This is a genomic window from Brevundimonas sp. GW821-FHT02A10, assembly GCF_059422025.1.
Genome location: NZ_JBWKWC010000001.1, coordinates 13,011 through 39,998, shown reverse-complemented (window position 1 = coordinate 39,998; position 26,988 = coordinate 13,011). Strand labels below are relative to the sequence as shown.

At 67.1% G+C, this 26,988-nt stretch carries 30 protein-coding genes and 4 tRNA genes; 28 read left to right on the top strand and 6 right to left on the bottom strand.

Going from position 1 to position 26,988, the window contains the following annotated elements:
* Nucleotides 1-30 precede the first annotated feature (30 nt).
* Complete coding sequence (gene mgtE / locus AC07U0_RS00250; RefSeq protein ID WP_494718036.1) at nucleotides 31-1,443, bottom strand: magnesium transporter; 1,413 nt, start codon at nucleotides 1,441-1,443, stop codon at nucleotides 31-33.
* Nucleotides 1,444-1,586: 143 nt separating this feature from the next.
* A tRNA-Leu gene (locus AC07U0_RS00245) sits at nucleotides 1,587-1,671 on the bottom strand.
* Between the two features lie 183 nt (nucleotides 1,672-1,854).
* Here AC07U0_RS00245 and AC07U0_RS00240 point away from each other — a divergent pair.
* Nucleotides 1,855-2,463: a hypothetical protein gene (locus AC07U0_RS00240; protein WP_494718035.1), complete on the top strand. Its 609-nt coding sequence runs from the start codon at nucleotides 1,855-1,857 to the stop codon at nucleotides 2,461-2,463.
* An 83-nt stretch (nucleotides 2,464-2,546) separates the two neighbouring features.
* Here AC07U0_RS00240 and AC07U0_RS00235 read toward each other — a convergent pair whose 3' ends face one another.
* Together AC07U0_RS00235 and AC07U0_RS00230 are read right to left on the bottom strand one after the other, a co-directional pair.
* Nucleotides 2,547-2,804, bottom strand: a complete 258-nt coding sequence (locus AC07U0_RS00235; protein ID WP_494718034.1) for a hypothetical protein — start codon at nucleotides 2,802-2,804, stop codon at nucleotides 2,547-2,549.
* A gap of 172 nt (nucleotides 2,805-2,976) precedes the next feature.
* Nucleotides 2,977-3,258, bottom strand: coding sequence for a FliM/FliN family flagellar motor switch protein (locus AC07U0_RS00230; protein WP_494719164.1), 282 nt, complete (start codon nucleotides 3,256-3,258; stop codon nucleotides 2,977-2,979).
* 45 nt (nucleotides 3,259-3,303) lie between these two features.
* Between AC07U0_RS00230 and lipB the strand changes: the two genes are divergently transcribed.
* The 5 genes from lipB to AC07U0_RS00205 all read left to right on the top strand — a co-directional run bounded on the left by lipB (nucleotide 3,304) and on the right by AC07U0_RS00205 (nucleotide 8,678).
* Nucleotides 3,304-4,044 (top strand): lipoyl(octanoyl) transferase LipB, encoded by a 741-nt coding sequence (gene lipB, locus AC07U0_RS00225; protein ID WP_494718033.1) that lies wholly within the window; start codon nucleotides 3,304-3,306, stop codon nucleotides 4,042-4,044.
* A gap of 146 nt (nucleotides 4,045-4,190) precedes the next feature.
* Nucleotides 4,191-5,852: an ATP-binding protein gene (locus AC07U0_RS00220; RefSeq protein WP_494718032.1), complete on the top strand. Its 1,662-nt coding sequence runs from the start codon at nucleotides 4,191-4,193 to the stop codon at nucleotides 5,850-5,852.
* 126 nt (nucleotides 5,853-5,978) lie between these two features.
* On the top strand, nucleotides 5,979-7,457 hold the full coding sequence (locus AC07U0_RS00215; RefSeq protein WP_494718031.1) for a hypothetical protein: 1,479 nt from the start codon (nucleotides 5,979-5,981) through the stop codon (nucleotides 7,455-7,457).
* 127 nt (nucleotides 7,458-7,584) lie between these two features.
* Nucleotides 7,585-8,079: a peptide-methionine (R)-S-oxide reductase MsrB gene (gene msrB / locus AC07U0_RS00210; RefSeq protein WP_494718030.1), complete on the top strand. Its 495-nt coding sequence runs from the start codon at nucleotides 7,585-7,587 to the stop codon at nucleotides 8,077-8,079.
* Between the two features lie 50 nt (nucleotides 8,080-8,129).
* On the top strand, nucleotides 8,130-8,678 hold the full coding sequence (locus AC07U0_RS00205; protein ID WP_494718029.1) for a hypothetical protein: 549 nt from the start codon (nucleotides 8,130-8,132) through the stop codon (nucleotides 8,676-8,678).
* Between the two features lie 86 nt (nucleotides 8,679-8,764).
* Here the strand turns inward: AC07U0_RS00205 and AC07U0_RS00200 are convergent.
* Nucleotides 8,765-8,839 (bottom strand) — tRNA-Thr (locus AC07U0_RS00200).
* A gap of 96 nt (nucleotides 8,840-8,935) precedes the next feature.
* Between AC07U0_RS00200 and AC07U0_RS00195 the strand changes: the two genes are divergently transcribed.
* The 13 genes from AC07U0_RS00195 (at nucleotide 8,936) to AC07U0_RS00135 (ending at nucleotide 16,590) form a co-directional block, all read left to right on the top strand.
* A complete protein-coding gene (locus tag AC07U0_RS00195; RefSeq protein ID WP_494718028.1) occupies nucleotides 8,936-9,112 on the top strand; it encodes a hypothetical protein in 177 nt (58 codons plus the stop codon).
* Nucleotides 9,113-9,232: 120 nt separating this feature from the next.
* On the top strand, nucleotides 9,233-10,537 hold the full coding sequence (gene murA, locus AC07U0_RS00190) for a UDP-N-acetylglucosamine 1-carboxyvinyltransferase (RefSeq protein ID WP_494718027.1): 1,305 nt from the start codon (nucleotides 9,233-9,235) through the stop codon (nucleotides 10,535-10,537).
* Nucleotides 10,527-11,060, top strand: coding sequence for a DUF2948 family protein (locus AC07U0_RS00185; RefSeq protein WP_494718026.1), 534 nt, complete (start codon nucleotides 10,527-10,529; stop codon nucleotides 11,058-11,060). Before murA ends, AC07U0_RS00185 begins: the two co-directional genes overlap by 11 nt.
* Nucleotides 11,057-11,530, top strand: a complete 474-nt coding sequence (locus AC07U0_RS00180) for a UPF0262 family protein (protein WP_494718025.1) — start codon at nucleotides 11,057-11,059, stop codon at nucleotides 11,528-11,530. The genes AC07U0_RS00185 and AC07U0_RS00180 overlap by 4 nt, the downstream gene beginning before the upstream one ends.
* A gap of 136 nt (nucleotides 11,531-11,666) precedes the next feature.
* Complete coding sequence (gene infA / locus AC07U0_RS00175) at nucleotides 11,667-11,888, top strand: translation initiation factor IF-1 (RefSeq protein WP_131253431.1); 222 nt, start codon at nucleotides 11,667-11,669, stop codon at nucleotides 11,886-11,888.
* A 6-nt stretch (nucleotides 11,889-11,894) separates the two neighbouring features.
* Nucleotides 11,895-12,473: a Maf family protein gene (locus AC07U0_RS00170; protein ID WP_494718024.1), complete on the top strand. Its 579-nt coding sequence runs from the start codon at nucleotides 11,895-11,897 to the stop codon at nucleotides 12,471-12,473.
* A 4-nt stretch (nucleotides 12,474-12,477) separates the two neighbouring features.
* The gene (locus tag AC07U0_RS00165) at nucleotides 12,478-13,512 is read left to right on the top strand and encodes a ribonuclease E/G (protein ID WP_494718023.1); all 1,035 of its coding nucleotides are present in this window, start codon (nucleotides 12,478-12,480) and stop codon (nucleotides 13,510-13,512) included.
* Nucleotides 13,513-13,515: 3 nt separating this feature from the next.
* A complete protein-coding gene (locus AC07U0_RS00160) occupies nucleotides 13,516-13,722 on the top strand; it encodes a DNA gyrase inhibitor YacG (protein ID WP_494718022.1) in 207 nt (68 codons plus the stop codon).
* A gap of 74 nt (nucleotides 13,723-13,796) precedes the next feature.
* A tRNA-Phe gene (locus tag AC07U0_RS00155) sits at nucleotides 13,797-13,872 on the top strand.
* A 461-nt stretch (nucleotides 13,873-14,333) separates the two neighbouring features.
* Nucleotides 14,334-15,206 (top strand): MotA/TolQ/ExbB proton channel family protein, encoded by an 873-nt coding sequence (locus AC07U0_RS00150; protein ID WP_494718021.1) that lies wholly within the window; start codon nucleotides 14,334-14,336, stop codon nucleotides 15,204-15,206.
* A gap of 5 nt (nucleotides 15,207-15,211) precedes the next feature.
* Nucleotides 15,212-15,646: a biopolymer transporter ExbD gene (locus AC07U0_RS00145; RefSeq protein WP_494718020.1), complete on the top strand. Its 435-nt coding sequence runs from the start codon at nucleotides 15,212-15,214 to the stop codon at nucleotides 15,644-15,646.
* Between the two features lie 12 nt (nucleotides 15,647-15,658).
* Nucleotides 15,659-16,366: a TonB family protein gene (locus AC07U0_RS00140; RefSeq protein WP_494718019.1), complete on the top strand. Its 708-nt coding sequence runs from the start codon at nucleotides 15,659-15,661 to the stop codon at nucleotides 16,364-16,366.
* A 147-nt stretch (nucleotides 16,367-16,513) separates the two neighbouring features.
* Nucleotides 16,514-16,590, top strand: a tRNA-His gene (locus tag AC07U0_RS00135).
* An 88-nt stretch (nucleotides 16,591-16,678) separates the two neighbouring features.
* Here AC07U0_RS00135 and AC07U0_RS00130 read toward each other — a convergent pair.
* A complete protein-coding gene (locus tag AC07U0_RS00130; protein WP_494718018.1) occupies nucleotides 16,679-18,538 on the bottom strand; it encodes a patatin-like phospholipase family protein in 1,860 nt (619 codons plus the stop codon).
* A gap of 156 nt (nucleotides 18,539-18,694) precedes the next feature.
* Here AC07U0_RS00130 and serS point away from each other — a divergent pair, with 156 nt between their 5' ends.
* The 9 genes from serS to secF all read left to right on the top strand — a co-directional run bounded on the left by serS (nucleotide 18,695) and on the right by secF (nucleotide 26,947).
* Nucleotides 18,695-19,981 carry a serine--tRNA ligase gene (gene serS / locus AC07U0_RS00125; protein ID WP_494718017.1) on the top strand — a complete coding sequence of 429 codons (1,287 nt, stop codon included), beginning with the start codon at nucleotides 18,695-18,697 and terminating at the stop codon, nucleotides 19,979-19,981.
* A gap of 5 nt (nucleotides 19,982-19,986) precedes the next feature.
* Entirely contained in the window at nucleotides 19,987-20,370 is a 384-nt protein-coding gene (locus tag AC07U0_RS00120) for a hypothetical protein (protein ID WP_494718016.1), read from the top strand.
* A 19-nt stretch (nucleotides 20,371-20,389) separates the two neighbouring features.
* Nucleotides 20,390-21,178 carry a 5'/3'-nucleotidase SurE gene (gene surE / locus AC07U0_RS00115; RefSeq protein ID WP_494718015.1) on the top strand — a complete coding sequence of 263 codons (789 nt, stop codon included), beginning with the start codon at nucleotides 20,390-20,392 and terminating at the stop codon, nucleotides 21,176-21,178.
* A complete protein-coding gene (locus AC07U0_RS00110; RefSeq protein WP_494718014.1) occupies nucleotides 21,175-21,819 on the top strand; it encodes a protein-L-isoaspartate(D-aspartate) O-methyltransferase in 645 nt (214 codons plus the stop codon). Before surE ends, AC07U0_RS00110 begins: the two co-directional genes overlap by 4 nt.
* Before the next feature lie 80 nt (nucleotides 21,820-21,899).
* The gene (locus AC07U0_RS00105) at nucleotides 21,900-22,589 is read left to right on the top strand and encodes an OmpA family protein (RefSeq protein WP_494718013.1); all 690 of its coding nucleotides are present in this window, start codon (nucleotides 21,900-21,902) and stop codon (nucleotides 22,587-22,589) included.
* Between the two features lie 99 nt (nucleotides 22,590-22,688).
* A complete protein-coding gene (locus AC07U0_RS00100) occupies nucleotides 22,689-23,867 on the top strand; it encodes a peptidoglycan DD-metalloendopeptidase family protein (protein WP_494718012.1) in 1,179 nt (392 codons plus the stop codon).
* A 121-nt stretch (nucleotides 23,868-23,988) separates the two neighbouring features.
* A complete protein-coding gene (gene yajC / locus AC07U0_RS00095; protein WP_494718011.1) occupies nucleotides 23,989-24,318 on the top strand; it encodes a preprotein translocase subunit YajC in 330 nt (109 codons plus the stop codon).
* A 35-nt stretch (nucleotides 24,319-24,353) separates the two neighbouring features.
* Nucleotides 24,354-25,967, top strand: a complete 1,614-nt coding sequence (gene secD / locus AC07U0_RS00090) for a protein translocase subunit SecD (protein ID WP_494718010.1) — start codon at nucleotides 24,354-24,356, stop codon at nucleotides 25,965-25,967.
* Nucleotides 25,964-26,947: a protein translocase subunit SecF gene (secF, locus tag AC07U0_RS00085; protein ID WP_494718009.1), complete on the top strand. Its 984-nt coding sequence runs from the start codon at nucleotides 25,964-25,966 to the stop codon at nucleotides 26,945-26,947. The genes secD and secF overlap by 4 nt, the downstream gene beginning before the upstream one ends.
* The last annotated feature ends 41 nt before the right edge of the window (nucleotides 26,948-26,988 follow it).

The window sequence follows — 26,988 nt, the reverse complement described above, 5'->3', positions numbered from 1 at the left end:
CCGTTAACCGTGATGTGCAGTGGGTCGTTTCTACAGGAGAACGATGGTCGCCAGGCCGAGGAAGATCAGGAAGCCGAAGAAGTCGGTCGTGGCGGTGACGAAGACGGCCGAGGAAACGGCCGGGTCGAACTTCAGCTTGGACAGGGTCAGGGGCGTCAGGACCCCGACCGAAGCCGCGACCAGGAGGTTCAGGACCATGGCCGCGCCAATGACCAGGCCGATGCGCCAATCCTCATCACGGAACCAGAAGCCGGCGACGACGCCGATCAGGGGGGCGAGGACAAGACCGTTGGCCAGACCCACCAACAGTTCGCGCCAGAAGGTGCGGCCGGCGTTGGCGGAGTTCAGCTCGCGCGTCGCCAGGGCGCGGACCGTGACGGTCAGGGCCTGGGTGCCGGCGTTCCCCCCGATCGCCGAGACGATGGGCATGAGGACCGCCAGGGCGACGATGTGCTGAATGGTGCCTTCGAACAGGCCGATGACGCTGGCGCCCAGGGCTGCCGTCGCCAGGTTGATGGTCAGCCAGGGCACGCGGCCGCGCACGATCTCCAGCACCGATGAGCCCCGGTCCTCGTCGGCGACACCGGCCAGACGCAGGATGTCCTCGCGGTTCTCTTCCTGAATGATGTTGACGATGTCATCGACGGTGATCTGGCCCACCAGACGGCCGCCCGCGTCGATGACCGGGGCCGAGATCAGGTGGTATTTCTCGAAGATGTAGGCAACCTCTTCCTGGTCCTGATCGACGGCGATCTCGTTGATCGGCTCCATCAGGTCGGTGAGTTTGGCGGCGCGGGGCGCGCGCAGAAGCTGGCTGATCGGCAGGCCGCCGACCGGCTTGTTCATCGGATCGACGACATAGATGTCGAAGAACAGCTCGGGCAGGTCGTCGCTCTGGCGGCGGATGTGGTCGATGGTGTCGCCGACGTTCCAGAAGGCGGGCGCGGCCATGACCTCGCGCTGCATCAGGCGGCCGGCGGAGTCTTCCTCGTAACCCAGCGAGCTTTCGATGGCGGCGCGGTCGCCGGCCGGCATGGCCGACAGGACCTTCTCGCGCTGATCCTCCTCCAGGTCCTCGACGACGGCGGCGGCGTCATCGGAATCCAGCTCCTGCAGCGCCTCGGCCAGGGTCAGGTGGGGGACCCGCTCCAGCACCTCCTCGCGGATGCCGTCGTCCAGCTCGGGCAGGGTGTCGGCCAGCAGCTCCGGCGGCAGCCACAGCATGATGACCGCGCGCAGCTCGGGATTCAGATAGCCCATCAGGTCGGCGACGTCGGCCGGGTGCAGGTCCTCGAGCAGGGAGCGCAGCCGCATGCCGTCGCCTTCGTCGGCGGCGTCGGCGACCTTTTCGACGAAGGCCGGCGTCAGGACGTAGTCCTCGTCCAGGGCCTCGTGATCTTCGGTGATGACCTCGGGGTCGAGAGTGGCGGTTTTGTCGCTCACGCGGGGGCCTCCCTCTCGATGTGAATCAGCCGGTCGCGCCGATATCTATCCCTTGTACGGAATCGGCTCGAAACCAATCCCGTTTTTGTGTGTCACCCGCCCGAACCGCGAAACTGGTAGGGTTTCGCCCGGCGTGTGATCGATGGTGCGGTCGAGAAGACTCGAACTTCCACGGGTTGCCCCACAGCGACCTCAACGCTGCGCGTCTACCAATTCCGCCACGACCGCTCGCATCGGAGCGGGGCTGATAACGGAACCCGACAAGAAAGGGAAGCGCCAGTTTGCACATCCTTTCTCAGGAAGTTTGTCGCAAGACTGGCTCCCCTGAGGCGGGCAGGCCCTTGCGGGTTCTGAAACGATCATATCATAAGCGAAAAAGGGCGCTGCGGCGCCGGGGTCTGGGGATAGTTGATGGATACGAAGCCGAGCGAGGGCGAGGTCAAGCGCAGGCGTCGCCGGAGCGGGGAGCGCAGCGGACGTGGCCTGACCACGGCCAACTCGTTCCTGCAGCACCAGGCCGTCAGCAAATTCGCCCCCCTGGTCATGGCCGGCGCGGCGGCGCTGTATGTCGCGGCGTCGGGCGGCTGGATCTATCATGCGGCGACCGTCACGGGCGGCCTGTGGCGCGGAATGACCAAGACAGACACGCGCTATATCTCCGGCCCGCCGGAGACCGAGGGTGCGAGCCAGTGGGTCTACAAGCGCGGCGGCAGCACGGTCACTTTCAACTACAACGACCGCGAACAGGCCGATTCCATCCTGTGCTACGCCGACGGCGCCAACCGGGGCGCCTGCCCGCCTTTCCTGGGCATCGGCATCAATACGACGGAAGACACCATCTGGACGGCGCTGGGCACGCCCGACACCCAGAAATACTACGGCGACACCAAGGTCATCGCCTACAGCGGCCTCGGGGTTCAGTTCACGCTGGAGCGGTTCTCGGTCAAGGGCATCGCCTTCGTGCCCGTCAGCCGCCCCGACCTGACCGTGTTCCAAGCCGTGCGAGCCATGATTCCCTGAGCGGGCGCCGGATTATTTGACGTCAAACAGAAACGCCGGATCCTCGATCCGGCGTTTTTGCGTTACCGGCCAGGGCGCGGAAGTCAGTTCGAGTTGCGGCGGACGATGTCGTAGCGGCACCACAGCACGGCGGTGCCGGCGAAGAGGAACAGCGACCACATGTCGAAGGTGACCAGTCCGCCGCGGATCAGGCCTGTGATCAGGGCCAGGCCCAGGAAGGTCACGGCATGGACGCCGACCAGCCCCCAGGTCTTGCGGCGCGTGCCGGTCAGGCGAATGATCACGCGACTGACCCAGTAGGTCAGGATCACCGCGCCGACAAACAGCCACAGATAGTTCACTTCGGCGCTCCCCCGGCCCCGGATGCGAGCGGGCGGAGGTTCCTCCGACCGTCAGGCGATCCCAACTCTGTTTCGATCTCTAGAATAGTTTGCGGCAGTGCAGAAGACGCTACCGCCGTCAGGCGAAAGACCTGGTTAATCCCGGTGTCACCCCACGGCTTTGGGCGCGGGCTCAGGCGGCGCCCGCCATGAAGTCATAGACGTCGGCCGGGCGGGTCACGGTGATGGCGATCCGGTCCTCACGGATTTCGATCTCGCCGCGCGCGACCGGGTGGTTGTTGGCCAGGATCCAGACCTCGTCGTGCTCGGAGGCGTCGAGCGGAATCACCGCGCCACGGCCCATCTTGAGCAGTTGCGACATGGGCAGGACCGAACGGCCCAGCACCACGGAAATCTCGACGTCGACGGAATCGATCTGGCTCAAGGGGTACTCTTTAATCCTCGGAGCGCGCAGGAGGAGGTCTTGCGCGCACGCGTTCGCGCACACATTGAGTCCGTCATGCTTGCCGACCCGTTAAATCCCGCCCCTTCCGCGACGGATTCTGCAAAGGATTCGGGTGTTTTCCGTCCCGACGGGCCGCCGGTCGAATGGGCGGTGGCGACCGGCTATGTCGACTATGAGCCGGCTGTGGCGGCGATGGAGGCCCGGGTCGCCGCGATTGCGGCCGGAGAGGCGCCGGAGCTGGTCTGGCTGCTGGAGCATCCGCCCCTCTATACGGCGGGCGTTTCGTCGAAGGACGACGACCTGCTGGACGCCGGGCGCTTCCCCGTGCACCGGACCGGACGAGGCGGGCAGTTCACCTATCACGGGCCGGGCCAGAGGGTGGCCTATGTGATGCTGGACCTGAACCGGCGCGGCCGCGATGTCCGGGCCCTGGTGCGCGGGCTGGAGGACTGGATCATCGGCGCCCTGGGTGAATTCGGGGTCGAGGCCGGCGTGCGCGAAGGCCGCGTCGGGGTCTGGGTCGAGCGGAAGGGCGCGGGCTGGGCGCGCGAGGACAAGATCGCCGCCATCGGGGTCAAGGTGCGCCGCTGGGTGACCTTCCACGGCATCAGCCTGAACGTCGAACCGGATCTGGATCATTTCGGCGGGATCGTGCCGTGCGGCATCTCGGAGCATGGGGTGACCAGCCTGCTGGACCTCGGGATCACGGCGTCGATGGACGACGCCGATGCGGCCCTGAAAGCCAGTTTTCAGCGCGTTTTCGGCCCGGTGACGCCGGGGCGGTCACCTGGATGAAACCGGTGCAGGACTGAGACAGTTTCGTTTGAGAAACAGTATCCTGCGTCAAATTGAACATTGTACGGTGAGCGACAAAAGACGGTTAAGACCTTAAGGCGTAGCTTCTCGCCGAAGGGTCGTTTTCGTACCGGAGTCTCCGCCTGATGTTGGACCACGAGGTCAAGATGAGCGCCGCCGGAGAAGCGGGCGCCGTCGAAGAGGCCGCCAACGACCGCACCGGGAATCTCGACGTCTCGGCCTTCTTCGACGTTTCGCTGGACATGCTGTGCATCCGCGACCTGGATGGGCGGCTGATCAAGCTGAGCCGGTCGTGGGAAGACGTCCTGGGCTATTCGCTGGCCGAACTGGAAGGCGGGGCGATGCTGTCCCTGATCCATCCTGACGACATCGAGATGACCCGCGCCGAAATGGCCCGGATCGAAGCGGGTGAAACGGGCGGAGAGCTGTTCGGCATCATCAACCGCTATCGCCGCAAGGACGGCGAGTACCGCCAGCTGGAGTGGCGGGCCAAGCGGCGCGGCGACCGTATCTATGGCGTGGCGCGCGACGTCACCGAACGGCTGGCCGCCGAGAGCGCCCTGGCCGTGGCCAAGGCCGCCGCCGAAGCGGCCAATCAGGCCAAGAGCGACTTCCTGGCCAATATGAGCCACGAGATCCGCACGCCCCTGAACGGCGTCATCGGCCTGGCCGCCACCCTGGGCCGCAGCGGGCTCGAGCCCCGGCAGAAGGAGATGGTCGATCTGATCGCCCGCTCCGGGGCGACGCTGGAACGGCTGGTGTCCGACATCCTGGATGTGTCCAAGGTCGAGTCCGGCCGGATGAATATCGAGATCGCGACCTTCGATTTGGAGGCCGAGCTGGACCCCTTGGTCGAGATGCAGCGGTCCAGGGCCGAGGAAAAGGGGCTGGGCTTCGACGTCCGGATCGGGGCGACGACGCGCGGCGACTTCCTGGGCGACGCGCTGAGGATCAAGCAGGTCCTGATGAACCTGCTGTCGAACGCGATCAAATTCACCGAACAGGGCGGGGTCTCGCTGGAGATCGACGTCGCTGAGGACACCCCCGGGCCGGGTATGGCCCAGCTGAGCCTGACGGTGCGTGACAGCGGCATCGGCTTCGACGCCGGCTTCGGGGTGTTCGAACGGTTCAGTCAGGCGGACGGCACGATCACGCGTCGCTTCGGCGGTTCGGGTCTGGGCCTGTCGATCTGCAAATCCCTGGTCGAGCTGATGGGCGGGACCATCGCGGTGCAGTCGGCGGTGGGGGAGGGCAGCGCCTTCACCGTCACCGTGCCCCTGTCCCGCACCCGGTCACTGGCCGACTACGACCAGCGCGCTCTGGAAGCCCTGGGCGGCATCGCCGCCGAAGATGAGGACAGCGGGCTGAGCGCCGGCCTGAGAGTGCTGCTGGCCGAAGACCATCCGGTGAACCAGCGCGTGGTCCAGCTGATCCTGGGCGAGTACGGGATAGAAGTGGTCACCGTCGAGAACGGCGCGGACGCCGTAACGGCCTTCAACCTTGAACGCTTCGACCTGATCCTGATGGACATGCAGATGCCGGTCATGGACGGGCTGGCCGCGACCCGCGCCATCCGCGCCATCGAGGCCGGATCGCCCGACCGGGCGGCGACGCCGATCGTCATGCTGAGCGCCAACGCCATGGATCAGCACCTCGTGGAAACGGAGGCGGCGGGCGCCGATCGGCACCTGGCCAAGCCCTTCACGCCGCCGGCCCTGATCCAGGCGGTGAGCGATCTCGCCACAAAGGCCCAGGCGGGCGATAAAATTGCGATGAATGCGGTCTGAGCGACCGGTTTCAGTCTTTGATGGCCCATGACGTCGCGTCACAGGGGTTGGGACTTGGCAAGGCGGCTGTGGATCGGCTTTAACACGCCGCAACACGTCGTGACCGCTTCCCGGAGTCCTCCCTTGATGCATCGTCTGATCGCGGCTTCCGCCGCCGCTCTCGCCCTCGTCGTCGCCTCCGGATCGGCCCAGGCCCAGGACTTCCGGGAACTGGCGCGTCAGGACCTGCAGGCCGCGCATGACCAGCTGCGCGCCAACCACCCCGCCGCCGTCGTCGGCGGCGCGGCGTCCCAGACCTTCAACGGCTGGATCGACGCCGGCCTCGCCGACGCGCTCGGCAAGGCCAACCAGGCCACCAGCGGCGACAGCCACGCCTATCTGATGCGCTATTACGCCGGCGGTTTCCGCGACTCGAACATCGCCATGACGCCGAGCTTCGAAGGACTGAGCCCCTATTTCGGCATCAGCTGGCCCGGCTTCACCACCGGCTGGCGCGACGGCAAATATGTCGTGACCTATATCAAGCCGGGCGTGCGCAACACGCCGCCGCTGGGCGCGGCCCTGGTCGACTGCTTCGGCAAGACCGCCGAAGATCTGGCCAAGGAAAAGCTGGACCGTTGGGAAGGCGACCTGACCTCGGAATCCGGCCGGGTGCTGAGCGCGCCCTTCCTGCTGTGGAACCGCAACAACCCCTTCACCAGCGGCGTGCCCGCGCTCTGTAACTTCCAGGCCGGTCGCGGTCGTGCGCGCGAGTACGAGCTCAAGCCCATCCCGGCCAATGTCGCGGATCTGGAAGCCGCCTACCGCGCCACCGTCTATGTTCCGTCGGGCGCGCCCCTGGGTATTGAACAGGTCAACGGCCGTCCGTGGCTGAGCGTCCATTCGTTCGCCGACACCGCCGGCTGGGATGCGTTCAACGCCACCGTCCTGGCCCAGGCCTCGACCTTCCGGAACGGCTTCGTGCTGGATCTGCGTGGCGCCAAGGGGCAGTCCTACACCTCGACCGCGCGCGGTTACGGCCTGGCCAACCGCATCTGGACGCCCGAGTTCACCGTCAGCCGCCAGCCGGCCGCCGGCGAAATCACCTACCGCGCCACCGCCGCCAACCGTCAGTGGTACGCCGACACCCTGGGGCGGATGCAGGCCGACCCGCGCTTCGTGCAGGAAAGCGCCCCGGTGATCGAACAGACGGCCGCCATCGTCGCCGCCTTCGACGCCGCCCTGGCCTCGGGTCAGCAGACCTTCACCCTGCCGGGCCGCGCCGCGGTGCAGGACACGGGCGCCGCCAACCCGATCACGGGCCCGGTCGTCGTCCTGGTCGACGCCGGTTGCGCCGGCGGCTGCCTGGACACCCTGGACCTGCTGAGCCGTCTGCCGAACGTTCGTATCGCCGGTTCGACCACCGCGACCGACTCGATCTTCATCGAGCCGACCGTGGTGCGCCTGCCGTCGAACTATTCGGACCTCAGCTACGGCCACAAGGCCTGGACCTCGCGTCAGCGCGCCAACAACACCGCCTTCGTTCCGGCGGCGGGCCTGGCCTACACGGGCAACCCGACCGACGAGGCCGCGGTGCGCGCCTGGGTCGGGACCTTGATGCAATAGGAAGGGCGCTAACGCTCGCCGCGCGACGGCTCGCTGCGTGAGCGCGGACGGGTCTCGCATTGGCAGGGGTTACTTTTGGGGCCGGGCAGGGGTGGAACCTCGGCCCGGCCCTTCCCATTTGGAAGCCATGACCGACACATCGACTGTCCCGAACCCCGTCCGCTCTCCGTCCGGCTATGACCTGACGCCGCCGTCGGAGGGGCAGCGCGTGGCGCTGGAGGCCTCGCTGAACGCCGAGGAGAAGCGTGTCCTGCTGTCGCACGGCACCGAGGCGCCCTTCTGCGGCGTCCTGCTGGGCGAGAAGCGGCCGGGCGTGTTCTGCTGCCGCGAATGCGGCCTGCCGCTGTTCAGGGCCACGACCAAGTTCGAGAGCGGCACGGGCTGGCCCAGCTTCACCCAGCCGGTGGACGAGGCCCATATCACCGACATCGTTGACCGGTCCTATGGCATGGTGCGCACCGAGACGACCTGCGCCCGTTGCGGCAGCCATCAGGGCCACGTCTTCCCCGACGGGCCGCCGCCGACCGGCCTGCGCTACTGCATCAACTCCGTGGCCCTGCAGTTCGTCCCGGAGGGCGAGCCTCTGCCCGACCCGTTGCAGCGCGGAGACGGAACGGCCTGACCTTGGCCGCAATGTCCGCTAGAGTGCCTGTGTACCCGGAGTAAGACCGCATGCTGATCGCTCTTCTCGCCCTGACCGCCGTCATGGCTTCGGACGACCCGGAAGGGGTGGTGACCACCGCTCCCGCCGGCCATCAGTCCGTGGTCACGGACGCCGCGGCGCCTGTCGCGGTCGAGGTTCCCGCGGCGTCGGGCCAGACGATCACGGCCCACGGCCTGACCACCGCCGAACAGATCGACCGCTGGATCGGCCAGCGCGCCGAGGCCGCCAAGCCTTTCGCCAATGCGTCGGATCCCTGGGCCCCGGTCGACGACCGCAAGATGCACAGCGAATTCAGCGCCTCGATCGGCACGGGCGACTTCTCGTCCTATTCGGCCGCCGTTTCGATTCCCGTCGGCGATAGCGGGCGCGTCGATCTGGAATATCGCCGGACCAAGAACGGCTACGGCCTGTACGGCTATCCGGGCTTCTATCCGGGCTATGGCCGCTACGGGACCTATGGCTACGGCCGTCCGCTGTCGGGGCAGAGCCAGAGCTTCAGCATCGGTTTCAGCAGCGATTCGACCACGCGCGAGCCCGATTACCCCGGCTATCCCTGAGGGGAGCCGCCCTGCGGTCCGGGCGATACGACAGGTCCAGGAATGAAAAAGGCCCGATCCGTGAGGATCGGGCCTTTCTTCTCAGATGGTGCCGCCGGGGGGAATCGAACCCACGACCTCAGCCTTACCAAGGATGCGCTCTACCACTGAGCTACGGCGGCCCGTTCTGAGGAAGCGGCCGTATAGCCAACAGACTCGCGGTGGGCAAACTGAAAAGTGCGCTTGTGCGAGGAAAGATTTTCGAGCCTTGGTATCCCATGACCGAAACGCCGAAGACGCCGGGCGAAACGCCCGCCCCGAAAGACGCCGTGCAACAGCGTTCGCCGGAGCAGACCGCCAAGGCGACGCGATTGGCCAAGGCGCTGCGTGACAATCTGCGCCGCCGCAAGATCGCCCACCCGGCGGCGCCGAAGCCGGGGGCCCAGGGTCACTGATAGCTCCGGCAACGGAAAGTCATCGCCGGACGTTTGAGCGGGTCTTTCGCAAGGCGGGGGCGGCGCGCTAGATAGCCGGCTCGTCGAACCGCACGTCGCGGAGTGGCGGCCAGGATCGACATGGACAGTATTGCGGTAAACGGCGGCACCCAGCTCTACGGGGAAATCCCGGTCAGCGGCGCCAAGAACTCGGCCATCAAACTGATGGCGGCCTCGATCCTGACGGCCGAGCCGGTTCGGCTGACCAATATGCCGCGCCTGGCGGATACGAAATTCCTGGGCCAGCTGCTGCGCCAGTTCGGCATGACGGTGACCGAGAGCGACGGACCAGACGGTCAGCAGACCCTGTTCGACGCCCGCGAGATCACCTCGACCTTCGCCCCCTATGATCTGGTTCGCCAGATGCGGGCCTCGTTCAACGTCCTCGGGCCGCTGCTGGCGCGCACGGGACACGCCAAGGTCTCCCTGCCGGGCGGCTGCACCATCGGGGCGCGGCCGGTCGACCTGCACATCGACGCCCTGTCCAAGCTGGGCGCGGCGATCGAGCTGGAAGAAGGCTATGTCTCGGCCACGGCTCCCAAGGGGCTGAAGGGCGCCGAGATCGAGTTTCCGTTCGTCTCGGTCGGCGCGACAGAGCATACCCTGATGGCCGCCGTCCTGGCGCAGGGCACGACGGTGCTTCGGCGCGCGGCGCGCGAGCCCGAGATCGGCGATCTGGTGCGCTGCCTGATTTCGATGGGCGCCAAGATCGAGGGCGTCGACACCGACACCCTGACCATTACCGGCGTGACCTCGCTGAAGGGCACGGACTGGGCGGTGATCCCGGACCGGATCGAGATGGGTTCCTATGCCTGCGCCGCCGCGATGGCGGGGGGCGAGGTGCGGCTGACGAAGGCGCGGCCCGAGCTGATCGAGGCCCTGACGGTCAAGATGGTCGAGGCCGGCGTCGAGGTGACCCCGACCGAGGACGGCGTCATCATCAAGCGCGACCGCGCCCGCCGGCTGAAGGCCGTCGACGTGGCCACCGAGGTCTATCCGGGCTTCGCCACCGACCTGCAGGCCCAGTTCATGGCCCTGATGACCACGGCCGAGGGCGTTTCGACCATCCACGAGAACATCTTCGAGAACCGCTTCATGCACGCGCCCGAGCTGGCGCGGCTGGGCGCCGACATCTCGGTCCATGCGGGCGAGGCCAAGGTCACGGGCGTCGAATGGCTGCGCGGCGCGCCGGTCATGGCGACGGACCTCAGGGCCTCGGTCAGCCTGGTGATCGCCGGCCTGGCCGCAGAGGGTGAAACCACGATCGGACGTGTCTATCATCTGGATCGCGGGTTCGAGCGTCTCGAGGAGAAGCTGGGGGCCTGCGGGGCCGAGATCCGCCGGATCCACGGCCCGCCCGTGGAAGGACCGGCGGATGAGCACTGACGCGGACATGATGCAGGCGGCCCCGACGGCCGCCGAGGTCGCCGAACAGGTCGAGAGCGTCCGCTCGGGCGCCAATGAGCCGCTACGGTTGCTGGCCGAGGACGCCGAGGACCTGGCCATCATCTCCGCCGCGCTTCAGGACGCCATCCTGCGGCCCGCCGACATCGTCTGGGAACGGGCCGCGCGGCGGCTGACGGTTGAGTTCAGCCGCTTCTGCTGGGAATGCGGCGGCACCCGGGTGCGGGCGGCGATGCAGTTCGGCGACGTCATGGCGGTCAAGAGCCGGGGCCTGCCGCGTCTGCCCGATGCGCCGCTGGAGCTGCTGGCCATCGACTTCGAGGAGGTCGAGGCGCCGGGCGGCAAGGTGACGCTGATGTTCGCGGGCGGCGGCGACCTGAGGGTCGAGGTCGAGTGCCTGGACGCTGTGGTCGCGGATCTTTCGGATCGTTGGGAAGCCCGAGTGGCCCCGACCCATCTGGAAGCGACCGCCGAAGAAACGACTCCCTCGGAGACCGCCGCATGAGCGAGCACAGGCTTTCGGCCGTCGATCTGGACATGGCGACCCTGCCCGCCGCCACCGCCGAGATCGAGCACGAGCGTCGCGTCGCCATCTTCGACCTGATCGAGAAGAACAGCTTCGAGCCCGAGGGCGCGCCCGGCGGGCCCTACAAGCTCAAGCTCTCGCTGCAGGACAACCGGCTGGTGTTCGACATCGCTGGGGAGGGGGCGCACGAGGACTTCGCCCGCACCTATGCCCTGTCCCTCACGCCGATGAAGAGCGTGCTGAAGGACTACCTGCTCATCTGCGACAGCTATTACGAAGCCCTGCGCGGGTCGTCGCCCAGCCAGATCGAGGCCGTCGACATGGGCCGGCGCGGTCTCCACAACGAAGGCGCCGATGCGCTGGAAGAGCGGCTGAAGGGCAAGGTGGCCATCGACCACGAGACGGCGCGGCGGCTGTTTACGCTGGTGTGTGCGCTCTATCGGCGTTGAATCCGGGCGGCGGGCGCCCAAATAGCCTCCCGCCCTCGACTGTTTGCGCATTTTCGGGCATTAGCCCCCACTTCTTACGGCTCGCGCTCCGCCCGGCGCGAGCCTTGATTCGTATTCACCGGGCGTGAGAGGCCGCATGGCTAAGGAAGAACTGCTCGAGTTTCCCGGTGTCGTCAGCGAACTGCTGCCGAACGCCACGTTCCGAGTTCTGCTCGAGGACAACAACCACGAGATCATCGCCCACACCGCCGGCAAGATGCGCAAGAACCGCATCCGCGTCCTGGCCGGCGACAAGGTCCTGGTCGAGATGACGCCCTACGACCTGACCAAGGGCCGCATCACCTACCGCTTCAAGTAAGGCTGGGTGCGTACCCAGCCTGAATTGGTGCTGGCGTCGTCCAGCCCGCGCCGCATCGAATTGCTGGCGCTGATCGGGATCAAACCCGATCGCATCGATCCCGCCGACATCGACGAGACGCCGCAACGCGACGAGACACCGTCGCGGCTGGCGGTGCGTCTGGCCCGGTCCAAGGCCGAGGTCGTCGCGGCCCGGTCGCCCGAGGCCGTGGTCCTGGCCGCTGACACCGTGGTCGCCGTCGGTCGCCGTCTGCTGGAAAAGGCCGCTGACGAGGCCGAGGTCACCCGCTTCCTGACCCTTCTGTCCGGACGCAATCACCGCGTTTTCACTGGTGTCGCCGTGGCCCATGAGGGCAAGGTCCGCACCCGGGTGGTCGATACCCGCGTCAGCTTCAAGGTCCTGTCTCCCGGTGAGATCGCCGACTATGTCGCCGGCGGCGACTGGCGCGGCAAGGCGGGCGGCTACGGCATCCAGGGTCCCGCAGGCGCCTTCGTCACCCGTATCGTCGGCAGCTATCCGGCGGTCATGGGCCTGCCGCTGTTCGAGACGGTCAATCTGCTGGCCGGCGCCGGCTGGCGGAAATAAGCCGATGAGCGGGGAGATCGAGGTCTTCCTCGACCAGACGCCCGGCGAGACGCGTGGCCTGATCGCGCGCGACGGCCGCTATACCCACATTCTGATCGAACGCGACGGCGATCCTGCGGCGCTGAAGCTTGGCGCGCGCTCGGTCGGCCGTGTGGCGGAGATCGACGCGGGGCTGAGAGGCGCCTTCATCGATCTGGGCGGGGGTCAGACAGGCTTCCTGCCGCTCAACAAGTCCCACGACCTGAAACAGGGCCAGAAGATCGAGGTCGAGGTCTCCGCTGAGCCGCGCGAGGCCAAGGCGGCGACCCTGCGACGGATTGGCGCGGCTGAGGGCGAGCCAAGGCTGTTGAAGGCCGGACCCACGGTGGCGGAGGCCCTGGCCGTGCTCGCGCCGCGGGTGGAGGTCCAGACCGGCGCTGTCGCCATCGAGGCCGTCTGGGAGGCGGAGGAGGAGGCTCTGGGGCGCCGGATTGTGCTGACCGGCGCAGGTCTGGATCTCGCGATCCAGCGCACCCGGGCGCTCATTGCGGTCGATATCGACCACGTCGGCAGAGGCGCCGGCGGGAAATCGGGCGGGGCGAAGTCGGCGAATCTGCTCGGGCTGGCCGAGGCGGCGCGGCTGATCCGGTTGAACCGCTGGGGCGGTCTGGTCGCCGTGGATCTGGTCGGGGCGGGGCAGGAGGCCGAGCCCCTGATGAAGGCCGCGCGGGCCGCATTCGGCGACGATCCCGAAATCGTGTTCGGGCCGCTCAATCGATTTGGCGTGCTGATGCTGTCCCTGCCATGGCGCGCGACGCCGCTGGACGAGGTGCTCAATGCAGGGGAGGGGCGGGCGAGCTTGCGGACCCGGGGAATCGCGATCGCGCGGCGGCTGCGCTACGCCCTGCTGACCGATACCCGCGCGCCCCGGTTATTCGCCCGGTGCACGCCGCAAGAGGCTGAAATCGCGGCGCCTCTGGTAGAAAAACTCGGGCCGCGCGCCCATCTGAGACCCGATCCCGCCGCCACGCCCGGCCGCGTTCTGATCGAGGAGGCCTGAGCCATGGCGACCTGTCCGATCTGCCAGAAACATCCGGCCGACGCGAAGTACAGGCCGTTCTGCTCGCCTCGCTGCGCCGACGTGGACCTGGGCCGCTGGTTCTCCGGGACCTATGCGATTCCGGTGCGCGACGACGAGCCGACGGACGAGGAAGGCGGGCCTGGTGAAGGCGTGAGAAGCCCGGCGCGGCGGCCTTTTGAAGAAGACTGAAAACTTCTTTCAGCGAGTGCTGGACACCCCGGATCGGCTCGCTTATAGACCCCGCTCCCGAACGGGAAGCGTTCGCCTGGGTAGCTCAGTTGGTAGAGCAGCGGATTGAAAATCCGCGTGTCGGTGGTTCGAATCCGCCCCCAGGCACCACCGCTCCTTCGGCCTTCCCTCCGGTTGTTAATCTCCTGGCTCACTGCCACCGGTTTCCGTCGGGATTCGAATATCGCCGTGAGGCATGTTCGACGCGCATGGGACGATGCCTTCAAGGCATCATCAAAATGTCGCTTTCGCCCACTGCATATGGGTTTTGCACGTCGCGTTCGCTTCACGAGCGAAAAGCGCCAATGCGCCCTTGACGCTCTGATAACGGTTCGCCAAAGACGCTTGACGCCTTTCTAAAGCGTTAGCGCGCGAGCGGCTTGAGGACATGCGTCCGAGGGTCATTCGTCACGTGAAGGTTCCCCTAGGGGCAACTGGATGCGATAGAAGGCGTTCCGCCGTCGGCCATTCCGGCCTGGCGGTGGAACAAACCGAATTTGTGGAGGGGCGGTCGCATCTCGCGGCTGGCTCCAGGGTCCAAGAGCTAAGACCGAAACAGGAACTGGCGACACATGCTGAAGAAAACCAACATCCTTCTCGCCATGGCCGGCGCTGCCGTCCTTATGGCGAGCTCGCCGGTCCTGGCGCAGGAAACCGCGGCCCCGGCCGCTGCTGCCCCGGCCGCCGCGGCTCCCGCCGCCGCCCCGGCTCCGGCTCCGGCCGCTGAGCCCGCCGCCGAAGAGGCCAAGTCCTCGCACGGCAACATCACCCCGATCTCCATGTTCATGGAAGCGACCCCGGTCGTTAAGGTCGTCATGATCGGCCTGCTTCTGGCGTCGGTCTTCTCCTGGACCCTGCTGATCATCAAGCTGATCGAGTTCGGCAGCCTGAACCGCAAGACGGACCGCTTCCTGGAAGAGTTCCGCGGCGCCCGCACCATCGCCGACATGCACAAGGTCGCGACGGACGAAACCTACGAAGGCAACCCGCTGGCCGACATGGCCGCCGCCGCCACCGAGGAAATCCAGCTGTCGCGTCAGGCCGGTCTCTCGGTCACCGGCGATCACCGCGACTCGGCTCTGGCCCGCGCCCAACACGCCGTCTCGGCCGTGCAAGCCGGTCTGGCCTCGCGTCTCTCGGGTGGTCAGCAGTTCCTCGCCTCGACCGGCTCCATCGGCCCGTTCGTCGGTCTGTTCGGCACCGTTTACGGCATCATGAACTCGTTCATCGGTATCGTTCAGTCGAACACCACCAACCTGGCCTCGGTTGCTCCGGGTATCGCTGAAGCCCTGCTCGCCACCGGTATCGGCCTGTTCGCCGCTATCCCGGCCGTCGTCATGTACAACTACTTCAACACCCGCATCTCGGCCTACGGCACCCGCTCGGACGGCTTCGCCGCTGAGCTGCTGAACGCCGTCTCGCGTCAGCTCGACAAGGGAGCGTAAGACGGATGGCCGCCAAACTCGGAGGACCGGGCGGCGGTAAGTATCACGTCGAGCAGAACGCTGAGATCAACGTCACGCCTTTCGTTGATATCATGCTCGTCCTGCTGATCATCTTCATGGTGGCGTCTTCGGTCGCCACCGTGTCGGTGGAGGTGAAACTTCCCCTTTCCCAGGTGCCGCCTGGTGAAAATCCGCCCAAGCCGGTGTTCATTTCGATCACCACCGATGGCCGGGTCTTCATCGGTGACGGTGAGACGAGCTTTGACACCCTGGGTGCGGACCTGAACAGCCAGATCGGCCGTCGGGACCCGACCAAGGAACGGATCTTCATCCGGGCCGACCAGGAAACCCGCTACGGTGACTTCATGCACGCCATGAACTCGCTGCAGGACGCGGGCTTCTACAGCGTCGCGCTCGTCGGCGAAGACAAAGCCAAGTAGGACGGGACACACATGACAGACACTCCCGTTGAGTATCACCGCAGTCGCTACGACGCGCCCCGCAAGAAGGCCAATCCGGTCGTCTGGCTGATCGCTCTGATCGTGGTCTGCCTGCTGTTCGTGGCCCTGCTCCTCTGGGTGCAGCGGACCAAGTTCGAGAACAAGGTGATCGAATATAACGACGACGCGGTGAAGGTGGATCTGATTCCGCCTCCGCCTCCGCCGCCGCCGCCGCCGCCGCCGCCTCCGCCGGACACCCCGCCGCCGCCCAAGCTGCAGGTCCGTCCCCCGGTCGTGGTGCCGAACGCTCCGCCGCCGCCGATCACCCTGCCGATCGAGCCGACGAAGAAGGAAGACCGCGTCGAGTACTCGGGTCCTCCGGTTATCGTCCCCGGACCGCCTCCGCCCCCGGCTCCGCCGGCTCCGGCGCGGCCTCCGGTGATCTCGAACCCGAGCTGGTCGGCGCAACCGCGCCCCGAGTTCCCGGAACGCGCCCTGTCGCGCGGTATCGAGACGGGTCGGGTTGAGCTGGAGTGCACCGTGAACGCCAACGGTTCGGTCAGCGCGTGCACGATCACTTCGGAAACGCCTCCGGGCGCCGGCTTCGGCGCTGCTGCTCTCTCCGCGGCCCGCCGCGCCCGCCTGTCGCCCCGCTCGGTCGACGGGGTCGCCACCGGCGGCAAGGTGCGGTTCGCCACCTCGTTCCGCCTGCCCGATTAAGGCGAGACGAACCCAGGTCAGACGCCCCGGAGGAAACTCCGGGGCGTTTTTCTTTGTGCGGTTCTTTGTGATCGGCGCATTGTCCGCTTGATCGGCGCGCGGACCGCCGCTAGAGAACGCCCCTCGCGCGGTTCGCCGCTTCGATGCGCCACCTTAGCTCAGTTGGTTAGAGCGCCGGTTTGTGGAACCGGAGGTCCTCAGTTCAAGCCTGAGAGGTGGTACCATCGCTCCCCGCGTCCCTCCGGACGCGCCGCGAAATCCCCCGACATTGCTGAAATCCGGACCCGACCGGGCGCCGGGACCGGTTGCGGTTCAGGCCCTGATCTTTGCCGGCTTGTTGCGCTTGCCACCCAGGAAACGGGCGGGGGCCGGCTCGGGCGCGGGTTCAGGCTCCGACGGCGCCTCGTCGCCGGCCAGGGCGGCCGCCCGGCGCTTGCGCAGGGTCGGGACCGGCCCGTCCAGCGCCGCCAGCGCCGCCGCCGCGGCGGCATGGCCAGCCGCGACCACGGGCTCGTAGATCTTCCAGTCGCGGATATCGGCGCCGGTGGGCTGGGGCAGGATCAGGAGGTCGGTGTCCTCACGCGACCGCTCCAGCTCGGCGTCCGTGGTGATGGTCGCCGAGCGCATCAGGATCGAGACGATCGGCGGGCCGGCCTTCCAGGCGCCCGACAGGATCCATTTCCACCATGACGGCGGGTTCTCCAGACCGGCCGGATCGACGCCGCGCGTCTGGGACATGTCCGAGCCGACGATGGGGCCGGAGTTCAGCTGGCGCATGACGTCGGTGGGGAAATTCTTGATCACCGCGCCGTCGACCAGGACCTGGCCGTTGATGACCACCGGCGGCATGACCCCGGGGATGGAGATGGAGGCGCGCATGGCCCGGCGCAGCAGGCCGCGGCGATGCACCTCGATCCGGCCTGTCGTCAGGTTGGACGAGACCGCGAAGAAGGGCAGGGGCATGTCGGCGATGTCGATCTCGCCATAGGCGTCCTGCAACAGGCCCGCGACCTTGCGCGCGCGGGTCATGGCCACGATGGGCAGGGCGAGGTCGGAGAGGGGGTCCGACTTGACGAAGGCCTTGCGAATACGGGCGTCCAGCTCGTCATCGGTCCAGCCGAGCGCCGGGCCGGCCGCGACCACGGCGCCCATGGAGGAGCCGCCGAGGAAGTCCAGCGTCACCCCGGCTTCGTGCAGGGCCCTGACGACGCCGATATGGGCATAGGCGCGGGCGCCGCCGCCCGACAGGACGAGGCCGACGGAGGTCCCGGTGACGACGCGGGCGATGCGTTCGGCGTCGGCGGCGTCCCCCTCGGTCGCGTGGAACCAGCGACCGGGCTCGAGCGCGTCCAGCCAGACAGCGGTGTTGGCAGGCCGGGGCATGCGCGGATCGCGCAGCAGGATCAGGTCGGTGAACTGGTGTCCTCCGCCCCCTCCATTGGAGAAATCGCCGTCTCCGCGCCAGGGCAGGGTGCGGGGCGGGGCGGTCAGGGCGTTGCCGACGATGAACAGCCGGTCGACCTGGCGCGCACACAGCGAGGCCCAGTTGGGCTCGTCCTGTTCGGCGACATAGAGGACATAGTCGTGGCTGTCCTCGACGCGCGAGAACCATTCCGAGGCAGACGAGAGCGCCGAGTGGTCGATGACCTGACAGGTATTTCCCTGTGCCTCGATCGCGGCGGCGATCCGTTCAACGAAGGCGCGGATGGGCCGGCCGCGGGCCGAGATGAAGCCGAAGACGCTGGGCTCGGTCGCGCCGGTCGTCCGCTCGCGGGCCCGGTGCAGCATCAGTCGCGATAGCTCGATCATGACGTCGGGCTGGGTCTTCACGGCGTCGAAGAAAGCCTCGCGCGGCAGGGCCAGGATTTCGGAATCCCTCAGGGCCACCACATCGGCGGTGTGAGGCGAGCCGGCGATCAGGGCCATTTCGCCGACGGGCTCGCCGGGGCGCACGACGCCGACGAAATAGGGCGGCTGGCCTTCCTCGCGGCGGAAGACGCCGAGCCGGCCCGAACGCAGCAGATACAGGCTGTCGGCCTCTTCGCCAGCAGTGAACAGGGGCTCGCCCCCGGTCAGGGCGAACCAGCTGGCCCTGGTGTTGCGAGCGTCGAAGACCCGCGCCAGTGCGGCTTCGAGCGTGTCATTGCGCGGGGTCTGACGGCGAGGGGCCATGGAACCGATATGTGTTGAGACGAACGCGACGCTAGGGCTTCAGCATGAAGGGATGCGGTTAACGTTGAATGTGGAGGATTGATCCTGTTTGCCCGACTCCGTCGGGGGCGGTAAGGCGTACGCCTTCTGAAACGCCGAAGCTGAAACGACGACGCCATGCATGATATCCGAGCCCTCCGCGACAATCCGGACGCCTATGTGGCCGGCTGGTCGTCGCGCGGCGTGGACAATGCCGCGGAGATCGTCGCCGAGATCCTGAAGCTGGACGTCGAGCTGCGCGCGGCCCAGACGGCCGGGCAGGACGCGCTGGCGAAGCGCAACGCCGCGTCCAAACTGATCGGCGCCGCCATGGGCCGCAAGGACATGGTCGAGGCCGACCGGCTGAAGGCCGAGGTCGAGACCCTGAAGGGCGAGATCGCCGGCTTCGAACAGACCGAGAAGACCGTCGGGGCGACGCTGCGCGACATTCTGGCCCGCGAACAGAACCTGGCCGCCGACGGAGTGCCGGACGGCGAGGACGAGGCCGGCAATGTCGAGGTCTCGAAATGGGGCGAACCGCGCCGCACGGGCCCCAAGAAGGACCACGCCGACCTCGGCGAAGCCCTGAAGATGCTGGACTTCGAGGCCGCCGCCCGCATGTCGGGCGCCCGCTTCGCCGTGCTGAAGGGCCAGCTGGCCCGGCTGGAACGCGCCGTCGGCCAGTTCATGCTGGACGTCCAGACGGACCAGCACGGCTATCTGGAGGTCAACCCGCCCTTCATGGTCAAGGACGAGGCGATGTTCGGCACCGGACAGCTGCCGAAGTTCGAGGAAGATCTCTTCCGCGCGGGCGACCACTTCCTCATCCCCACCGCCGAGGTCTCCCTGACCAATCTCGTGCGCGAACAGATCCTCGATGAGGCGGAGATCGCCACGCCGATGCGTCTGACGGCCCTGACACCCTGTTTCCGGGCCGAGGCGGGGTCGGCGGGGCGCGATACGCGCGGCCTGATCCGCCAGCACCAGTTCACCAAGGTCGAGATGGTCTCCATCACCCGGCCCGAGGATTCCGACGCCGAGCACGAGCGGATGACGGGCTGCGCCGAGGCGGTGCTGCAGAAGCTGGAGTTGCCCTATCGCAAGATGCTGCTGTGCAAGGGCGACATGGGCTTCACGGCCCGCAAGACGTTCGACCTCGAGGTCTGGTTGCCGTCGCAGGACACCTATCGCGAGATCAGCTCCTGCTCCAACTGCGGGGACTTCCAGGCGCGGCGCATGGACGCCCGGTTCAAGCGCGCGGGCGAGAAGAAGACCGAGTTCGTCCATACGCTGAACGGCTCGGGTCTGGCCGTCGGTCGCACTCTTGTCGCCATCATGGAGAACTATCAGGACGAGGACGGCCGCATCGCTGTCCCCGCCGCCCTGCAACCCTATATGGGCGGTCTGACCCACATCGGAGGCTGAGACCCATGAAATCCGTCGCCCTCTCCCTGATCGCCGGCATGTTGATGACCGCCGTGACGCCCGCCTTTGCGTTCGCCGAGGAGCCGCGTCCGCAGGCCAACGACACGACCTTCACCGGCTATGTCCGGTTCTCGCACGGCGAGTTCCAGCTCTATGCGAACCAGAACCAGGTGCTGCAGCCGTTCGCGCGTCCCTGCGTTTCCGGCGTCCTGCCCGACGCCCTGCAGCGCCAGGCGCAGTCGGATCTGGGCGGCGTGAAGGTGGAGATCACCGGCGCCACCCGCGACTGGGACAAGAGCAAGCCGAGCCTGCGCTACGGCGACAGCGTCATCCGCAACGACTGCGGCGGCGACATCGTGATCGAGGCCACCTCGATGCGCCCCATCTGACCGGAGCCGAACGCCGCGTATGAGGATACTGCTGACCAACGACGACGGGATCGAGGCCGAGGGGCTGGCGGCTCTGGAGCGGATCGCGCGGACGTTCACGGACGACGTCTGGATCGTCGCGCCCGCGACCGAGCAGTCGGGCAAGGGAAGGGGCATCACCCTGACCGAGCCCCTGCGCGTCAACCGTCTGGGCGACAAGCGGTTTTCGGTGACCGGGACCCCGACCGACTGCGTCGTCCTGGCCTTCGATCTGATGGACGAGAAGCCCGATCTGGTGCTGTCCGGCGTCAACCGCGGCCACAATGTCGGAGAGGACTGCTCCTATTCCGGCACGGTCGCGGGGGCGCTGCAGGGCATGGCTTACGGCGTGCGCTCCATCGCCCTGTCGCAGTCGCTGGACCGGTTCCATGACGAGGTGACGGCCCACTGGGAGACCTGTGAGGCCTTCGCCCCGGCGATCATCTCGACCCTGCTGGCGCAGGAGTGGCGGCCGGGCGTGGTGATGAACCTGAACTTCCCCGCGCGGCCTCCCGAGCAGGTCAAGGAGGTCGAGGTCACCGTCCAAGGCTTCCGCCAGATCGGCGAGATGCATCCGGTCAAGCGCACAGACCTGCGCGGCCGCGACTATTACTGGATGAGCTTCCGCGGTCAGAAGCAGGACCATGCGCCGGGCACCGACCTGCGCGCCATGGATGACGGGAAGATCTCGGTCACGCCCCTGCACATCGACCTGACCCACCGCGCCAGCGTCAACGACCTGAAAGGCGTGCTGGGCGGGGTTCCGCCGAAGGTTCTGGCCGCCGAATGAACCTGAAGGACGATCGCGCCGGTCGACTGATCCTGAGCCTGCGTCAGCAGGGGGTGACGGACGCGCGCGTGCTGTCGGCGATGGAGTCCATCGACCGCGCCGTCTTCGTGCACGAGAAATTCCTAGATCAAGCCTGGGAAGACCAGGCCCTGCCGATCGACTGCGCCCAGACGATCAGCCAGCCCTATATCGTCGGCCTGATGACCCAGGCGCTGGACGTCCAGCCACGCCACCGGGTTCTGGAGATCGGCACGGGCAGCGGCTACCAGTGCGCGGTGCTGAGCCGGCTGGCGCGGTATGTTTATACCGTGGAGCGCTACCGCAGCCTGCTGGTGGAAGCCGAGGCCAAGCTGCGACAACTCGACATCGACAATGTCATCACCCAGCACTCCGACGGCGGTCTGGGCTGGAGCCAGCAGGCGCCGTTCGACCGGATCATGGTCACCGCCGCCTCGCCGACCGAACCCACCGAACTGCTCAAACAGCTGAAGCCGGGCGGGATACTGGTCGCGCCGGTGGGCAAGACCTCGGTCCAGATGCTGCACCGCTACACGGGCCAGCCCGACGGCAGCTTCCACCGCGAAAGTCTGCGCGAGGTGCGGTTCGTACCCTTGGTCGAGGGGACGGCGAAGGAGGGCTAGCCCGACACTGGCGTTGGTCCGATAGTTGTCGGATGCCCCGGATCTTGCTTCTCCGATTTCTCGCTTTTCTAATTGGCCCGATGGCTGCCGGCGCCGTTCCTGCGGCGGCGCAGGAGTGGGCGACGGTTTTCCAGCCCGGCGAGGTCGAGCTTCCGCCTGAAGGCTATGTTCAGGCGCGGGAAGCGGCGGCCTGGTTTGCGGATTTTCCGCAGCGCTCGCGGTTGAGTGTCACTGCCTATGAATCTCCCGCAGAGGCCGGGAGCGGGATCGGCGCCACCCAATCTCTTGCGATGGAACTAGAGTTGGTCAGGTCAGGTGTGCCGGACGGTTACGTGCGGATTTTGCAACCGCTACCGGGAGGCGTTGGCCGAGGCGTCGTGATTACAGGGGAGCGGCTGGATCGACCTCTCCCTCCCGCGAACTACATCGACCAGATGCTGGTCTTTTTCGATCCGGGTTCGACGGAGATCGCGACCCACGCCGGATACTTACTGCAAATCTACACGGCACCCTATCGGCCGGGTCACCACAGGATATCTGTCATCGGCCGAACGGACACATCGGGTAGCGCCGAAGCCAACCAGCGGCTCAGCGAGCGGCGCGCGGAGGCCGTCGCGCGCTTCCTTGCCGCACACGGCGTTGACTGGGCGGACATGGACGTCTTGGGAAAGGGCGAGACGCAGCTGTCGCGCGCGACAGTTGACGAGGTCGCAGAGCCCCTCAATCGGCTCGTTTACGTGGATATGCGCAAGATCAACCCGCCCCATTAACTTTCGCTCCCCACTTTCGCCGGGTTTGGCGGCTTGGCTTATGGTGAACGGCGGGGCACATCTGGTCGGGATTCGAGACCGGACAATCTGGAGAGCGCGATGAGCGGAATGAGCGGCTGGACCAAGGGTCTGATCGTCGCGGGCGCGGCCCTGAGCGTGACCGCCTGCGCCAGCTATCCGACCGAGCCCCGCTATTCAACGCGCGCCGACCAGCCGCATGCGGTGGCCAATGTTCCGCCCGCTTCGAACTCGCCGATCTATCCGGGCCAGCCGGGCCAGCCCTATCCGGGCGCGGTCGTGACCAATGAGGCCCCGCCGCCCTCGCGGGCGCCGATCGAGAGCATCGACGGCGGCGGTCTGCCGCCTGCGGCGACGACCAGTTCGCTGAACGGCGGCCCGGCCGGCAATCCGCGCCCGGCCCCGTCCAGCCCCAACTATCCTTCGTCCGGCCAGCCCGAGCCCGCCTACAGTCCGCCCAGCTACAACCCGCCCGGAACGCCGCGTGCGCCGGTGGCGGCGGGATCGGCGGCCTATGTGATCCAGCCGGGCGATACGATCTCGGGCGTCGGGCGGCGGTTCCAGACCCCTGTCCAGACCCTGATCGACCTGAACGGCCTGGGGCCTCGCGGTTCGATCTCCAGCGGCCAGAACATCATACTGCCGGAAAACGCCGTCGACACCGGCCGCGATCCCTATGCCACCGGCCCGGCGCCGATCGGGGTGACCGTGCCGCGCGGCGGCGCAGTGCCGCCACCGCCGACGCCGCCCGCGGGCAATGCCGCCCTGCCGCCCGCACGGCCGGTCGTTCCGGCGCAGACCCCGATCCGCCCCCCCGCCCAGGTTCCGGCCCAGACGCCTTCGACGCCCCCGGCGGCTCCGGTCGCGGGCGGAATCGGCCTGCAGTGGCCGGTGCGCGGGGACATCGTGCGCCGCTTCGGTCCCGTGGGTCTGGGTGAGCGCAACAACGGGGTGAACATCGGCGCGTCGGCCGGCGCCCCCGTCGTGGCCTCGGCCTCCGGGCGGGTGGCCTATGTCGGCGACGCCCTGGCGGGGCAGGGGCTGACGGTCCTGATCGTCCACCGAGACGGCTGGCGCACCGTCTATGGCCACCTCGGTTCGGCGACGGTCGAGGACGGCGCGGACGTGCGCGCGGGCCAGCAGATCGGCACCGTCGGCCTGACCGCCGGCGACGGCCGCCCGTCGATGCATTTCGAGACCCGCCACATGCAGGGCGACGAACCCGTGGCCATTGATCCGCTCACGGTGTTGCCGCGCTGACGCAGGCGTGACGGGTTGACCTAAACGTCGCGTTGCAATGTCGGGGCGTCGGCCCTAGGTTCCGCGCCTCATTTTCAAAGGGCGCCCGACTGAGGCAAGCCCGCGTCGGGGAATACGAAATATGCCTACTGGTGAAGCCGGCGGTATCATGGCCCAGGTCGTGACCTTCCTTCCGTTCGTCGCGATCTTCGTGATGTTCTACTTCCTGCTGATCCGTCCGCAGCAGAAGAAGGCCAAGGAACACGCCGCCCTCATCGCCGCCGTGAAGCGTGGCGACACCGTCGTCCTGTCGTCGGGCGTGATCGGCAAGGTCACCCGCGTCGAAGACGCCGAGGTCAATGTCGAGATCGCGCCGAGCGTCAACATCCGCGTCGTGAAGGGCATGATCGCCGAGGTGCGCAACCGCACCGCTATCGCCGCCAACGACACCAAAGCCATCTCCAAGGCCTGATCGCCTCGCGTCGCCGAAACGGATAGTCGATTCCCATGATTCAGCTTTCGCGCTGGAAGATCGTTCTTCTCGCATTGTCGCTCGTATTCGGGCTGCTGCTGGCGTTCCCGAACGTCCTGAGCCCTGAACAGCGCGCCAAGCTGCCGGGCTTCGTTCCGAAGAACGCACTGAACCTGGGTCTCGACCTTCAGGGCGGGTCCTATCTGCTGCTGGAAGTCGATGTGCCGGCGATGCGCACGAAGCGTGTCGACAACCTGGCCGAGGACGTCCGCGTGACCATGCGCGACGCCGGGATCAACGTGGCCTCGACCCAGCGTGAACAGGGTGGGGTCGTCATCACCCTGTCCGATCAGAGCCAGAGCGAAACCGCCTATCAGGCGCTGCGTCGTCTTGTCGGCGGAGCGAACCAGCAGGGTGTCGTTGAACGCGCCGTGACCCGCGAGGGCAATGGCCGCCTGCGCTTCGCCTTCACCCAGCAGACGCTCGACACCATGGGCGCCAGCGCCGTGGACCAGTCGATCGAGGTGGTGCGCCGCCGGATCGACAGCCTGGGCACCAAGGAACCTTCCATCACCCGCCAGGGTTCGAACCGCATCGTGGTCCAGGCCCCGGGTGAGAGCGATCCCGCCGCCCTGGAACGCGTCATCGGCCAGACGGCCCAGCTGACCTTCCAGATGGTCGATAGCGAGAACTCGGTGCAGCAGGCCGTCGCCGGCGCCGTGCCGCCCGACGCCGTGCTGATGATGGACGAGGACGGCGTCACCCCGCTGCTGATCAAGCGTCGTGTGCTGGTGTCCGGCGAACAGCTGACCCACGCCGACGTGACCACCGACCAGAACGGCCAGACCGCCATCGGCTTCCGCTTCGACGGCGTGGGCGCCCAACGCTTCGCCCAGGCGACCTCCAGCGAGAACATCGGCAAGCGCTTCGCCATCATCCTGGACGGCAAGGTGATCTCGGCGCCGCGCATCCAGTCGACCATTCCCAACGGTTCAGGCCAGATCACCGGCCGGTTCTCCATCCAGGAGGCCTCTGAGATGGTCAATCTGCTGAACGGCGGCGCCCTGCCGGCTCCGCTGAAGGTCGAGGAACGGCGGACCGTCACCGCCGAACTGGGCGCGGACGCGGTTCAGAAGGGCGGCATTTCGACGATCATCGGCTTCATCATCATCGTGGTCTTCATGCTGGGGGCCTATGGCTTCCTGTTCGGCGGCATCTCGGTGGTTGGGCTGTTCCTGAACGGCCTGCTGATCATCGCCGCCATGTCTCTGACCCAGGCGTCGCTGACCTTGCCCGGCATCGCCGGTCTGGTGCTGACCTTCGCCGTGGCCGTCGACGCCAACGTGCTGATCTATGAGCGGATGCGTGACGAGGCCCGGGCGGGCCGATCGGTGATCGCCTCGATGGACGCCGGCTTCAACAAGGCCATGGGCACCATCATCGACGCCAACCTGACGACCCTGGTGGCCGCGGCCATCATGTTCATCTTCGGCGCGGGCCCGGTGCGGGGCTTCGCCTGGACCCTGACCATCGGGGTGTTCACCTCGGTCTTCTCCTCGGTGCTCGTCGCCCAGGTGCTGCTCGGCTACTGGCTCAAGGTGGCCAAGCCCAAGAAACTGCCGATCGCCGACCCGGAGACTGTCCGATGAACTGGTGGCCCCTGATCAAGGTCCTTCCCCAGAAGACCAATCTGCATTTCGTCAAATACGCGCGCTATGCCGCCGTCCTGTCGATCATCGTCTGCGTCGCCTCCATCGTCGGCTGCTTCGTGCCCGGCCTGAACATGGGCATCGACTTCCGGGGCGGCGCCTCGCTGGAAGTGTCCAAACCCGCCGGTCAGGTGATCGAGCTGGAGAAGGTGCGTGAATCCGTCGCCGGCCTGAACCTCGGTGATGTCGGGGTGCAGGGCATCGCCCGTCTGGACACCAACGTCGATGACGGCTCCACCGCCGTCGTCAAATTCCAGGTGCCGGAGGGCAAGGACCAGACCACCGTCGTCAATGAGGTCGAGAGCGCCATCACCGCCGCCACCGGTCAGGTGACCTATTCGGGCGTCAGCGTCGTGGGTTCGAAGGTCTCGGGCGAACTGTTCACCTCGGGTCTGCTGGCCCTGGGCTGCGCCATCGTCCTGATGTTCGCCTACATCTGGTTCCGGTTCGAGCCGCAGTTCGGCTTTGGCGCCGTCGCCGGCCTGCTACACGACGTGATCCTGACCTTCGGTCTGATCGTGGTGCTGCGCCTTGAGTTCAGCCTGAACATGGTCGCGGCCATCCTGACCGTCATCGGTTATTCGATGAATGACACCGTGGTCGTGTTCGACCGTCTTCGTGAGAACCTGCGCAAGTACAAGACCATGCCGCTGCGCGACGTGATCGACCTGTCGCTGAACGAGACCCTGACCCGCACCATCATCACCGGCGTCACCGCCGTGCTGGTTCTGGCGGCCCTGGCCATCTTCGGCGGCGAGGCCCTGCGCGGCTTCTCCATCGCCCTGATGTTCGGGATCATCATCGGCACCTATTCCTCGATCTATGTCGGGGCGCCGATCATCCTGCTGTGGGGCGTCAAGCGCGGCGAACTCAACGAGGACGCCAAGCCGGTCAAGCTCGGCATGGCCAGCCGCCCGTAGCGACATCATCTTTCCCTCTCCCTGCGGGGAGAGGGAGATGT